The organism is Paenibacillus sp. ClWae2A (assembly GCF_032452295.1).
Classification (GTDB): Bacteria; Bacillota; Bacilli; order Paenibacillales; family Paenibacillaceae; genus Paenibacillus.
The window spans coordinates 209,733-223,379 of record NZ_JAULSQ010000008.1 but is presented as its reverse complement, the minus strand read 5'-3'; the positions used below and the strand labels follow the sequence as shown (position 1 = coordinate 223,379).

General features: G+C 46.5%; 12 protein-coding genes. All 12 read right to left on the bottom strand.

The genetic code is table 11. The features are described from left to right. Nucleotides 1-49: 49 nt before the first annotated feature. Nucleotides 50-805: a phosphate ABC transporter ATP-binding protein PstB gene (pstB, locus tag QVE09_RS22215; protein ID WP_315938541.1), complete on the bottom strand. Its 756-nt coding sequence runs from the start codon at nt 803-805 to the stop codon at nt 50-52. Nucleotides 806-901: 96 nt separating this feature from the next. After that, nucleotides 902-1,813: a phosphate ABC transporter permease PstA gene (gene pstA / locus QVE09_RS22210; RefSeq protein ID WP_315938540.1), complete on the bottom strand. Its 912-nt coding sequence runs from the start codon at nt 1,811-1,813 to the stop codon at nt 902-904. Beyond that, nucleotides 1,810-2,778: a phosphate ABC transporter permease subunit PstC gene (gene pstC, locus QVE09_RS22205; protein WP_315938539.1), complete on the bottom strand. Its 969-nt coding sequence runs from the start codon at nt 2,776-2,778 to the stop codon at nt 1,810-1,812. Before pstC ends, pstA begins: the two co-directional genes overlap by 4 nt. Nucleotides 2,779-2,883: 105 nt before the next feature. Further along, a complete protein-coding gene (locus QVE09_RS22200) occupies nt 2,884-3,747 on the bottom strand; it encodes a phosphate ABC transporter substrate-binding protein (protein WP_315938538.1) in 864 nt (287 codons plus the stop codon). 55 nt (nt 3,748-3,802) lie between these two features. Further along, nucleotides 3,803-5,203 (bottom strand): stalk domain-containing protein, encoded by a 1,401-nt coding sequence (locus tag QVE09_RS22195; RefSeq protein WP_315938537.1) that lies wholly within the window; start codon nt 5,201-5,203, stop codon nt 3,803-3,805. Nucleotides 5,204-5,523: 320 nt separating this feature from the next. Next, entirely contained in the window at nt 5,524-6,678 is a 1,155-nt protein-coding gene (locus QVE09_RS22190) for a response regulator (protein ID WP_315938536.1), read from the bottom strand. Between the two features lie 20 nt (nt 6,679-6,698). Further along, the gene (locus tag QVE09_RS22185) at nt 6,699-9,731 is read right to left on the bottom strand and encodes a histidine kinase (protein WP_315938535.1); all 3,033 of its coding nucleotides are present in this window, start codon (nt 9,729-9,731) and stop codon (nt 6,699-6,701) included. 192 nt (nt 9,732-9,923) lie between these two features. Then, nucleotides 9,924-10,199 carry an S-layer homology domain-containing protein gene (locus QVE09_RS22180; RefSeq protein ID WP_315938534.1) on the bottom strand — a complete coding sequence of 92 codons (276 nt, stop codon included), beginning with the start codon at nt 10,197-10,199 and terminating at the stop codon, nt 9,924-9,926. Nucleotides 10,200-10,204: 5 nt separating this feature from the next. Next, a complete protein-coding gene (locus QVE09_RS22175) occupies nt 10,205-10,633 on the bottom strand; it encodes a hypothetical protein (RefSeq protein WP_315938533.1) in 429 nt (142 codons plus the stop codon). A 417-nt stretch (nt 10,634-11,050) separates the two neighbouring features. After that, nucleotides 11,051-11,920 (bottom strand): aldo/keto reductase, encoded by an 870-nt coding sequence (locus QVE09_RS22170; RefSeq protein WP_315938532.1) that lies wholly within the window; start codon nt 11,918-11,920, stop codon nt 11,051-11,053. A gap of 72 nt (nt 11,921-11,992) precedes the next feature. Then, entirely contained in the window at nt 11,993-12,424 is a 432-nt protein-coding gene (locus QVE09_RS22165) for an RrF2 family transcriptional regulator (RefSeq protein WP_315938531.1), read from the bottom strand. Nucleotides 12,425-12,793: 369 nt separating this feature from the next. Next, complete coding sequence (locus tag QVE09_RS22160; protein ID WP_315938530.1) at nt 12,794-13,621, bottom strand: sugar phosphate isomerase/epimerase family protein; 828 nt, start codon at nt 13,619-13,621, stop codon at nt 12,794-12,796. Between the last annotated feature and the right edge of the window lie 26 nt (nt 13,622-13,647).

Below are 13,647 nucleotides of genomic sequence, written 5' to 3'. Positions count from 1 at the left end.
CTTTCAGATTATATCTGAAAGACTTCCACATTCCTCAACAAAAAAACAATCAACCAAATCTACCACTAATATAATCCTGCGTACGCACATCGACTGGCTCGGCGAACATGCTTTGGGTAGCTGAATACTCCACGACTTCGCCGTTCAGGAAGAAAACAGTCTGCTGGGATACACGAGCGGCTTGCTGCATGTTATGAGTCACCATCACAATGGTATAGTGCTCCTTCAGTTCATGCGTCAGCTCCTCAATCTTGAAGGTAGACACGGGATCAAGCGAAGCCGTCGCTTCATCCATCAGCAGAATATCTGGCTCCACTGCCAGCGCACGTGCGATGCAGAGGCGTTGCTGCTGACCTCCGGACAGGCTTAGCGCAGAGCGCTTCAGGTTGTCTTTTACCTCATCCCACAAGACTGCGGAACGCAGGCTCTGCTCGACGATTTCATCCAGCTTTTTCTTGCCATGGATACCGTGCTGTTTGGGACCGAAGGCCACATTATCGTAGATGGATTTTGGAAAAGGGTTCGGTTGCTGAAAGACCATGCCAATCTTCTTGCGAAGGGTCTCCACATGAACTTCGCCACTGTAGATATCGGTTCCCCCTACGGCCACTTTACCTTCAATCCGTGTACCGGGTATCCGGTCATTCATGCGGTTTAAGGTACGCAGCAGGGTTGATTTCCCACAACCCGATGGTCCGATAAACGCAGTGATTGCCCGCTCAGGAATTTCAATGGACACATCCTTCAGCGCTTGAAACGGACCATAATACAAATTTAATTTATTGATCTCAATAATAGGTTGCACAAGATGCCCTCCCGGGTTGAAATGGAATGATTTGCGGATTCAGCATAAACAGTTGGAGTTGTTCCAGAGGATACCGAGTAGCGGCCCCCTCTTTCATCAGGCTTGATTTTTACGTGCTTTCAACCACAAGGGTACACGGAACAGCACATTAATGAGCAACGCTACAAAGATCAGCACCGCTGTGGTTTTCTGCGCAATTTCCTCGGCATCCGGCACAATCGCTTCCGATTGAACGTACCAGAGATGTACCGCAAGAGTGCCACCCGGCGATAACAAATTAAAGTCCCACATCTCCCCGGAGGTAGACACCCCAGCGGTCAGAATAATGACAGCACTCTCGCCAAATGCCCGGCCTGCGGTCAGGCATATGCCTGTCATGATCCCGTTAATAGCTACCGGCAACAACACTTGGCGGATCGTCTGAAGGTGCGTTGAGCCCAGCGCAAACGATCCATTTCGAAGCTCCACCGGAACTGCCCTGACGGATTCCTCCGTCACTCTGGTAAGCACAGGCAGGTTCAGGAAAGCAAGACTTACGGCTGCGCCGAGAATGGTAAGACCAATTTCGAAAAACTCCACAAACAGAGCAATACCGAACAATCCAAAGATGATCGATGGCACAGATGACAATCCCTCCACGCAAATACGAACGGTCTCGATCAGCTTATTGTTTGGTGCAAACTCTGCCAGATATATGCCTGCCGCCATACCAATCGGGATGGAGATGAGCAGGGACAGAATTAACACATAGAACGAGTTGAACAGCGCCGGTCCAATCCCTCCTCCTTCTTCGATCTCACTAGGAACACCGTAGAGGAAATCCCAGCTGAGCAGGGGCAATCCTTTGTTCAGCAGCAAAAATAACAGTCCAACAATAAACAAAATGACGACAATGCCAACGCCCCATACCATGCCTGTAAAGAGCCGATCCATCACCATCGATGAACTTCTCCGTTTGCCAAAAGAATAAGACGGGACGATAGCGTTCGCCTGCTTCTTCATACTCATACGTTGCGTTCCCCTCTCTTCTGAAGAAGTCTTACGATAACAATCATCAGGATCGAAATCACAAGCAGGATAAAGCCCATCATGTACAGACCATGATTCCAGGTGGAGTCGAATTCGACGCTAGAGATTTGCATGACGATATTACTGGTCAGCACAGCTGTTGGCGTGAACAGACTGTTGGCAAGCTGTGCTGTATTACCGATGACCATCACCACCGCCATCGTCTCACCGATCGCACGAGTCATCCCGAGAATGACCGCATACATGATCCCGCCTTTGGCGGCAGGTAAGACAACACGAGTTACGGTCTGGAATCGGTTCGTACCGAGCGCATAGGCTGCATCACGGTATTTGTTCGGTACGGCAGATATGGCATCATCACTGATCCGGCTAATTGTAGGAAGTACCATAATGGTCAGCACAATGGACGCAGCGAGTAATCCATCAGCCAGATCACGTCCACTTATATCCCTTAGCCAGGGGATGAGGATCGTCAGTCCCAGGAAACCGTACACCACAGAAGGAATACCCACCAGCAGATCCAATACAGGTCGTAGGATATGGCGAAGCCATTTGGGTGTCATTTCGGCCAAAAATACGGCAATGATGACGGAAAGTGGAATAGCAAACAACATGGTGAGACCGGTAAGAGCCAGTGTTCCGAGGATAAAGGTCAGTGCACCATAATGTTCATTTTCCGGGTCCCAGTTGGTGGAGAAAAAGAATTCACGCAGTGACACATCTGCAAAGGTGAGAACGCCCGTACGAAGCATGAGGATTAAGATACATAAGAGAACCAGACATACAAAGATCGTACTGCCGATACATACCATGCGAAACAGGTTATTGGACCACCTTAAACGTGCCTTACGGTTAAACCGCGTGCCCGATTCAGCGGTCTTACCAAGGCTCGTGCCAAGCTCACTGGGGGTGGGGCTGTTCGTGGATGAATTCAAATCGATCATGAAGTGCTCTTCCTTTCACATAGAGAAGCCAGCTTGCGACCGTGCGCAGAAGCTGGCTATCCCTTTTCTTATGAAATGTGAGAATGACGAACGTTTGAAACGTCGTTATTTTACAGCCGCAAGCGGAATGAATTTCAGCTTTTTCAGGGAACCGTTCTGGAACTTGCTGCTTTGGATGTAATCAATGAACGCTTTGGTTGCACCGGTAGGTTGACCTTTGGTCATGTAATATCCGAGACCCCATACTTTGTAGGTTTTGTTCAGAACGTTTTTCTCTGTTGGTGCCACGCCATTGATGGATACAGCCTTCATTTTGCTAGTTACATAAGGAAGGTCAATATAACCAATCGCATTAGGTGTCGTTTCAATAGTTGTTTTCATATCACCGCTGGAGCCAACTTCTTTGTAGTTATCGCCTTTGCTCATGAAATCCTTGCCGTCGAGCGCTTTTTGTTGGAAGTTGACCCGTGTGCCGGAACCGAACTTACGGTTAACAACAACGATGTTGGCGTTCGCACCACCAACGTCTTTCCAGTTGGTCACTTTGCCAGAGAAGATATCCTGCAATTGTTTCGTGGTCAGACTGCTTACACCCACATTGGTGTTAACAACAGCCGTAAATACCGTTACCGCTACCGGATTGGCTACCATTCCATCAAATTTCTTGAAGCCAGGTACATCCTTGGATGCGTCCCAGTCCACAGCACCAATGTCGGCAATTCCTTTACGTACGGATTGAGGGCCTGTTATTGAACCTGCGGCGGAGGCCGAGATTTTAACTTTTGGATTATCTTTCTTGAATTCACTTGCAGCCTGAAGAGTCAATGGAAGCAATGCCGAGGAACCGTTGATGACAATTTTACCTTTCTCTGTGCTCTTGGCAGCGGATGCCGTCGTTGCGCCTCCAAGTCCACCAATTAGAGATACCGCCATAAGCATTGCCGTGAAGGGTTTGATCCATTTTTTCATGTTCATTTAAACTCCTCTCGAATTATAAAAAGTGTGTGTTCCAAAATTCAAAATCTCACTTCGTAACAGCTCTCCAGCTACCACCCGCTTGAACCAGAACCCGGTCGTTTTCAATCACGGCGATTTGTGATCCAGCAACGGTAATGGAGGATACATCGGAAGATACGGTATATAACTTGGTTTGTTTTCCTGTCATCGTGTCGATGGAAAGTATGACGCTATTGCTGTCATCCTGCGCAGCCAGTACATACAGGACGCCACCCGACAAAATCACTTGCTCTACATCGTGAGTACCATACACCGTTGTTGCTTTCTGGGATGCATCCACAGATTGCAGAGAAGCATTGCCGTCCTCGGATGGTACACTTACGTAGTAGGCTTTCTGCCCATCAACGGACCATACAAACACTTTGTCATCGGTTGAAGTTGTTAACTGCGCCGTTTCAGGTTTTGACATCACGTTGTTATACGAAAATATTTGCTGTTGGTTGGCTGAAAAGTCGATAGACACGTTGTCTTCATCTACATTGGTTGCATCGGAGGTTACCTTGCCAAGTGTCGTCACCGTGTAGATGAATCTTTTGCCGTCCGCAGACACATTCAGGTTTTCTTTGTAATCTACCTTGTCTTCAACCAATTTTTTAATCGTGCCATCAGCCAGATTCAGACTTGCAATCACCGACCCTTTATCTCCTTGCAGGAAATAAATAGCGCTTCCGTCCGCAGACCATACCAATTCCGGTTTGATGCTTGTGTCACTTGTGATCAATTTCGAAGCCTTTGTCTTCAGCTCGATAACGTAGACGGCTCCTTCCGCATTGGTATAAGCCGCTTGATCACCACTCGGGGAAACAACCAGATCTGATCCACCATCTGTCGTTAACAACAGCTCGTATTTACCACTCGTCGTATTCACGAGATAATCGGTTCGGCCATTGTCATCACTCTTGGAAACGATCAGCTTGTCCGCTCCGGCAAAACGGGGATTCTCCGCGCCTTCGAGCAACGCTATCGTGCTAACTTCAAGCTGTCCGCTTCTCTTAACGATTGTACCGCCAACGCTGGATACCAACTGTCGGAGCGCAACGTAGCTTGTACCTCCAATAATCGTAACCGGTTGATTCAAATTCACTTTGTTGCCATCAACCAGGAGTTGTTTTGCATTATTCTGAAGTGTCACCGTGTGACCATTTAGCTTGATCACCGTTGTTCCACGTTGTACTTCCGCTTGCGCGCCGATGGCCTTAACCACATCACGAAGTGATACAAGGGTCTCGCCATTCTTCACGATGGAGCGAACGATGACACTGTTTCCGTTTATTGTAAGCGTGGAGTTTTGTACCTGAGCTGTACTAGCTGCAGGTTTCACTGCAGGAGCAGCTGATACTGCACTAACCACAGAAGTTGTTAACACTGTGGCTACCATGGACACTACTAACACCTTTTTCATAGACATTGGCTTCTGTCACCCTTCTTTTCTCCATATAATTTGCCCTGTTTTGTCGTGCCATGTTGTCTGGTATGCTGCATGTATCATCAATATGAGAGCTTGTCTGTCTCATCCCCCCAACTTCCACGTTCATAGTAAAAATGACCTATTACGTTTGTAATTATAGGAGCGAATTGTAAACGGGAAATCCTGGAATTGTTAGCGTATTGTCAATGTTTTCATATAAACCAAAACGTGTCGCTGGCAGGCATTCTCCAGGACACGTTTTATTGGAATTTTTATATCGTCACCCATGCGTTGAATCATTGCAGGTACTTCTTCACCGTTCAGACTTTAATCTGTTCATACAAACGTGTGGTCACAGCAGAAGGTCGAATATGAAGCTCACTTAATCGTGTCTCTAGATCGCGATAGATGCGCAAGACATGATCATGGTTGCCCATGGACATATACGCTTGCATGGCACAACGATACGCTTCTTCTTCATAAGGGGAATGCCACATGGCACGTTCCGCTGCCTCTGCTGCCTTCTTACCGTTATGCAGCTCCAGATACTTCTCGGAAAGCTTCAGCATCAGCTCCAACGCACCTCGCTCCATCTTCTGGCTCAGTTCAGACATCCAGAAATAATCTTCCTGCGGAAGCAGTTCATCCTGATACATATGCAAAGTCCGCTCCATTTGAGCCAGCGGAACCTCCTCCCCACGTTGCATTCGAACCACGAGTTCCAGCACATCATATACGTCAGCCCGGATTCGCTTTTTGTCCAGCATGTAATGTTCATTCTTGTAGCTGACCATCTGCTCCATGCCCATTTTCTTCAGGTTTTTTCTTAGCAGACTGACACATGTATGCATATAGATTTTGGCCTTTTCGTAACGCTCATCAGGCCACAGATGGTCAATAATGCGATCCCGGTGAACAATACCGGTGGCCGGGTCATGCAACAGCAAATATGCAAACAGTTCCTTCTCCTTCGCTGTACGCCACATGACGATTTCACCGTTCGTAGGCGTGACACGAAACTTTCCAAGCATTTGTACAAATAATTGATTCGGCTCATCACTGTTCACCAGAGATTGCCGATCCGGTTGCTCGGTAGATGACTTGACCGCGTTCCCCTTATCCTTCAGTAATCTGTCAATGGTTCTGGACAATCGGCCCATCTCAATCGGTTTGAGCAGATAATCCAGAGCCTCATGTTCAAAAGCAGAGACAGCATACTGATCATAAGCCGTTGTAAATACAATCACCGCATCCGGTTCGACCTCATGGATGTTCGCTGCAAGCTCCAATCCGCTCATGCCCGGCATCTCAATATCGAGGAACCAGATATCCGGTCGTGTATGCTGAAGTGCCTCCAGTGCTTCGAATCCATTCACCGAACGACCAGCAATCTGGACCTCTCCCGTTCGAGTCAGAAACATCTCGAGCATATTCAGAGCATGAGGCTCATCGTCCACCAAATAGGCCTGCAACACGGTCTCTCCCCCTCTTTTTGTTATTGATACGGAAATTTAATGGTCACCTTGGTTCCTTGACCATGTTCACTCTCAATCACAGGTGCTTGTCCGTTCATAAGTTTCAATCGTCTCTGTACATTTTGGAGACCAATGCCTTGTTCTGTATGACTTCTGTTCAGAAGAAAGGCAACCTGCTCTCCAGACATGCCCACACCATCGTCATCAACCACCACTTGAACGCTATCTTCACATCTTCGAATGAACAAACGAACGGTTCCCCCATCAATCTTCTTGGATACGCCATGTCGTATGGCATTCTCCACCAGCGGTTCAATCAGGAGCGGCATGACTTTACAAGAATATAACGAGCTGTCCACGTCCAATTGAACCTGAAGTCGTGAACCAAATCGCTCCTGCTCAATCTCCACATAAGCCTGAATTAACTCCATCTCCTTACTGAGTGGAATCAATTCCTCGGAGTTATCCAGATGAAAGAGAATACGCAGATAACGACTGAAACTGCCCAGCAGTTCCCCAGCTCTCGGCCCATCCGTAAAACATAACGACATGATGGTTCCCAAGGCATTATATAAAAAATGAGGTTTGATCTGTGAACGCAGAAAGGCCATCTCGTTATTGGCTGCTTCTTTTACGAGTCGTTTCATGCCAAGTAATGTATGTATTCGGACAAGAATTTCGCCAGCATCCAGTGGACGGGTAATAAAATCATTGCCGCCAGCCTGAATACACGCCTCAATATCCGCAGGTGTACTGCGCATGTTGATAAACAGGATCGGGAGATCCACTTGGCTGAACTCCATCCGAATCTGCTTGCACAGCTCATAACCGGTCACCTCAGGCAGCATGGCGTCGACAATCATAAGATCGGGCAACCTTCCGCCAGCCAGTGCAGTCCGAACCTTGACATCAGAGTCTGCGAAGCTCAGATGAAAGCCTTCCGTAGCAAGTAATGTGTTCAGTTGTTCCATGTCTACGAGATCAGACGTCGCAATTAAAACGTGGGCTGAAATCACGCTTCCCACCTTTTTCTCCTCCCTCACATCGGTCTCCTGCGTTGCGGCTATCTCCGCCAAATCTTCCATGTCGACACTAGCAGCGCAAGGAAGCTCAATCATGATGGACGCAGCTTCATCGTTCACCACGAGTTTCCCTCTCATTGCGCTAACCATTTCCGCTGCAACAGACACCCCCGCTGCAATTCGATCCGCTTGCTGTGAGCCGGAGTCCACTTCCTGACGTTGCCGAGTACTCCGATCTGGATCAGCTTCCAGACAAAGGATAATCTGCACGTTATCCTGATGCCTCTCGCACGCCAGCACCAGCTTCCCGTTATGATGTTGTCCCATCATGTGGTAGACCAGGTTGTACAGCACTTGCAGCAGCCGACTCTCATCCGCCATGACATAGCGTGCTTCAGGCTCCAGTCTGCGAATCATAACAATTCCTTTGCCAGAAGCCAAAAATCCCAGCACCTCCGTGACCAGCGAAAGGCAGGATACCAGATCAACGCTCCCCACGGCTAGCTTTATGCTGCCATCCCTGAACCTTGACATATCAATCAGATCATTGACCAGATTGGACATCCGGTACGCCGTATTGCGGATAAGCTGAAGCTTGGCCCGAATCTCCTGTTCATTAGCGCGCCTCAGTGAGGTTGTCAGCACAGAACGGGACAGATGAATAATGCTGTGGAGCGGAGAGTTTAACTCATGCGAAGTTAATAGCAAAAACTCATCCTTGGCCTTGTCCGACAATTGAAGCTGATGGGTAAGTTGCTGCATCGAGGCATACGCCTGTGTATATTGATAGATCAGCAACATGGCAAAGGCACACAAAATCACAAGCGTTGTACAGTTCAGCAACACCTGACTGATTGGATACCACGTAACAATGATTCCAAGAACATAATTCACTAACATAAGCCAGATGCAGATGATCAGCAATTGAGCTTGGGATCGACTCTTGTTTCCGTACCTTGCTTGAATATACTGATGAATAATAACAATGAAAGCCAAGGCGTAGGCACATAGATTAACGGCATACATGCTCTCTTGGATCAACGAATAGATACGAAATGGAGATATCACGATCAATACCACGTATAAAGCCAGCAATATGCTTGGTACCCGAAGCCATTTTTTCAACAGGGGTCCCAGATCAGGAGTAAGTCTCCAGGTAATCATGCTTGTAATAATAGACACACCATATACCGATATATATTTCAATTTGTACGCCAGTTCAAAGGAAATGTCCGGCATCAGCTGTAACAGCAGACGCTCCCCGTTGGTCACCACCGTCAATGCAAAACCAATAAAGAACAACGCATACAGCAGCTGGATTCCATCACGGTGCAAACGCACATACAGATAGAAAAACAATAATCCAAAGATCACCACAATGCCCATAATCAAAAGCTCAAGTCCCGATTGAATAATCGCTCTCGCTTCCATATGACTGCCCTGTCCCAGATCAATCGAGTTATAGATGCCACCACTGCGAAAATCAAAATTGGCTACCTGTAGCACAACTTCAATCTCTGTACCTTCAGGGTGAAAATAGATCGTATATGGCTCATTACGGGGAACGTAAGATGCGGCAGATGTACCCGGTTGCCCGGAACGGCTCATCAATTTCCCATCAACATACATCACATCCGAGAAGCGTACATAACGTTTGGCAATCGCCAGTAGTTCACCTTGCGGCACATTGCGTACAATCAAGCGATAGGTTCCGTAACTTTTACCATTCATGGGGTATCCCTGACTAATGCTTTTGTCGTCCCAATTACCCGGCACTTGTATCATGACAGGCTGGCTATGGTTGAGCTTAATCTGCTGTGGTGAGAGCAACTGCTCCGGATAGAACTCCCATTCTCCATCCAACGGTATGACAGATTGCTTCGTCCACTCCACACCTGCCATGTCCAGAATCCCTTGCTTAGCCACAGGCTTCTCGTGTCCATCTGTGATCTGCCACGCAACCACCAGCGCAAGCAGCAGAGTCATGCATCCGATCCCTAATAAAAATCGATCCGTTCTGATGACCGTCATCTCTCTTTCTCAAGTAAACGTCTATCTTGCAATATAGCGTTATTCTCCCACTCCCACCAGATGCTGTCCATCCTTTTTGAAAACCGCAATATAACGATGAAAAAAAGGCATCCGCAGATGCCTCCTGGATTTCATCTGATCATGCTCGCCCCCAGCTGAAGATAGGAACAAGCAGCATCAGCACTCACCATTTTAATTCTGGGATGCAGCCTGGATTGCGCCATAAGCCCAGTGGCCTTCAGATACATCCTTCCATCTGGAAGTACCGGACAGATCAGGTTGGATCTTAACAAGACGATTCAGCAAAGTAACGGCCTTCGCTCGTGTCACAACATCGTTTGGACGGAATGCTCCGTCTGGAGACACACTCATGACTCCCGTTGCCAATACACGCTGAACCGCCTGATTTGGTCTGAACGTGCCATCCGCATAACCTTGAATGTAGGCGGATGAATGGGTGCTGTTCATGAGAATTATGGAAAATGTGCTGAACTTGGTAACTTCAAACTCAATTTCCGGTTGATCAGTTCCATTAAATTTACGATTTTACCCTTAACGAGTTCCTTCGTTCCATCGCTATGTTCAATAAATACTTGCAGCTTGTCCAGTTCCTTCTGCGTCAGGTTTGTCTCTCGGATTGGCAGTACTACTGTCACCGGACGACTGCTCATATTAGTCTCAATGGTCATTGGACGACCTACCAAACGGAAGTCCGCGGTATTTGATGATGATTTGACGATTAATGGATCGTTCTGGATACGCTGCTCCACCACTTCACCCCCTACGGTATCCTTGATCGGCACAAGATGGAAGAATATATCCGAGCTTAGTCCCTGTAAAGAATTCGTCGGCAGTTGCAGGGAAGCATTATCCGTTTCAATATACATAACAGCTCTTAACAATCACTGAACACCTCAGAACCTATAGATAATAGAGGGGATCTTTTTTCTCATAAAACAAACGATGGGGCTGTCTCAAAAAGGAATTGCTGCTCCCTCCAAGCGCTAACGAACCTACCGCATCTTAAAAGGCAGATCATCAACGGTTGTAAGATTTGACGAACCTCAGTCACGCTATTTCGTCATAAAACGGTGTCAAAACCTAAAAATCGACCGAATCGACGAAATAACGTCTCTGTGATTCGTTAAACTTCAGTTCTGGGCAAATGGGAGCGAATAGCGTGTCTCAGATTCATTCGAACAAAATAACGCTAACAAGGGGTGCCCCTGTCATATTCATGACGTATGGGACATCCCTTAGCGGTAATGGTTTATTTGTATAAAATCAGATATGCCAATGACGCAACGGATCGCTTCGTTCTACCTAATAAAAAGTTTCATCAAGGTATTAAAAATCGGATTCACAATATAACCTGTCGGATGAATTGAATACCTTTTACCCGAGTTCAGACCGCTGATCTTTTCCATTTCCTCAGCGGATAGCTCAAAATCAAAGATTTCACTATTTTCTCTGATCCGCTTTGGATTGGATGATTTGGGAATCAAGATGACGCCCCGTTCCAGGTGCCATCGCAAAATCACTTGAGCCACCGTCTTACGATGATGATCCGCAATTTCCTTCAATACCGGATGCTGCAATAATACTTTATTACCCTGCCCCAATGGACCCCAAGCCTCATGTAAAATCTGATGTTTGTCCATATACGCACGCAGTTCGTTCTGTGGAAATTCCGGGTGCGTCTCGATCTGATTGATCATCGGCAAGATTTTTGCGTGCTTCCTTAATTCTTCCAGATGCTGAATCTCAAAGTTCGCGACCCCAATGACTCTGATCTTACCTTCCTCATATAGTTCCTCCATGGCTTTCCACGTTTCGATATACTTTGGCGAGGCAAAATGGATTAAATACATGTCGAGGTAATCAACACCCAGCTTGTTTATCGTTTCCTGGTAAGCTTTCTTGGTCGCTTCATAGCCATGATCTGTATTCCAGACTTTCGACGTGATAAAGAATTGCTCGCGCGGAATCTGACTATGCCGGATCTCTGCTCCCAGCGCTTTCTCATTCCCATAGATTCGGGCAGTATCAAAATGTCGGTACCCGACCTGTATAGCCTCGCGAGTCGCTGTTGTAAATTCTGCTTCTTTCGTTATTTTGTAAACTCCAAAACCCAGTTGGGGAATGGGAACTCCATTTCTGGCTTCAATCACTGTTGTATGCAAATTCATTTTGACTGCTCCTCTCAAAAAAACGAAATATACTTGATATATATTATATCTAGTTAAAGCCAAAAAAAGAGGTTAACCCTTTCTTTCTTTATGAAACAGATCGGTTAACCGTATATCTTTTAAATAATTCTGCATGGCGATCTCCGCGCCTTCAAGATGATGAATGACCTTTTGTTTCACGTCGTCCACGTCTTGTCCCCGGAGTGTTACATCAGTATGAACTTTAAACAAGTCTTTGCCGGGTTCAACCGCCAGGAATACATCCAACATCGTGATTTCCGATAAAGGCTGAGCAAGCAATATGCCGCCCTTGGCCCCTTCTTTGGCCATTGTCAGTTTGGCGTTATTCAGGTTGCGAATGACTTTTACCGTCGTAGGCACCGGAATATTTAATTGCTCCGATATCAACTTGGTGGATAAATAATTCGAACAGTTCTCCTCGGATAAAGCGTGAATATAGAGCAGAATCGAGATTCCCTGTGATAAGGCTGTAGAGTATGCCATTTGATTCATCCTAACTATTTCTTTTCTAAATATACTATATATCTTTTATATTTAGTTATCAACTATCAGCCTATTCCCACTCTACCCTCGATTTCATCGCTGCGTATTTACTGGGACTGCTCTATTCGGATATGTGTCACATATTTGTGAAGGGTTATTCCCAGCTTGCTTTTGAACAAATGCGATAAATGGTTCGTCGATACACCGACATGTCTACTGATAGCAGCATTATTTAATTGAGGGTCGGCGTAACATTCATGATTATAACGAATCGATTTTTCAATGAATGCCCACCCCCGAATGGCGAAATGTTATTCATCCATGGCTCATACACATGTATTCCTCCCAACTGCCTTCCCACTGATTCGGTTATATTGTCGCAAACACTTTATCGAAGGCTGCTTTGGACTTGGCAAACAATTCACTTGAATCGACGATTGGCGTTGGTGCAAGCACCTCTTGAGATACGACGCCAGTATATCCAATCGCTTTTAGGTTCTTCAAGAATCCCTGCAGATCAATTACTCCTTCGCCAGGGTATAACCGCTCATGATCCAGCAATTCTTCAATGGGCAGATCATAAGCATCATTGATATGAACATGGACAATCTGTTCCTTCTTAAGATCCAACACCTCTTCGATCTTTAATCCATTTGTATGCCAATGATAGGAATCCACCAATAAACCTACATTCGGAGCATGGATTGTCTCGATCCAGTCAAGTGTATCCTCCACACTCCAAATAAATGGATTCTTCCATTGAGTGCGCAGATGATGGCAACCCACAAACTCCAGGCCTAGTCGAATTCCATAGGCGTCCAGAATATCTGCACACAATCTCAATCGTTTGGTAGCTGCCGCCATAAATGATGCTGCTGGCTGATCCGTGGAAGGTAAAATATAGGTGCAACAGCTGTAACAGTTCAACGCAGCGGAGGCTTCTGCCATTTGAACCAGCGATTGAAGTCCTTCACGAAACTGTTCATCTGTGGTTCTCCAGTCCACGGTCAGACCGGATGAACCGATGATCACCTGATTGCTTTCCAACAAGTGGATAGCCTGTTCCTTGTCAACTTCTTCAATGAATGAGAGCGGATTCAAATCTACAGACTGAAATCCGTATTTTGCAGCATTCGTAATATATTGTTCATTGGACTCGATGTTCCCTAAGCCTGCACTTGTTAACCCTCTAATCATCCCAATCTCCTCCTAGGACCAGTCAA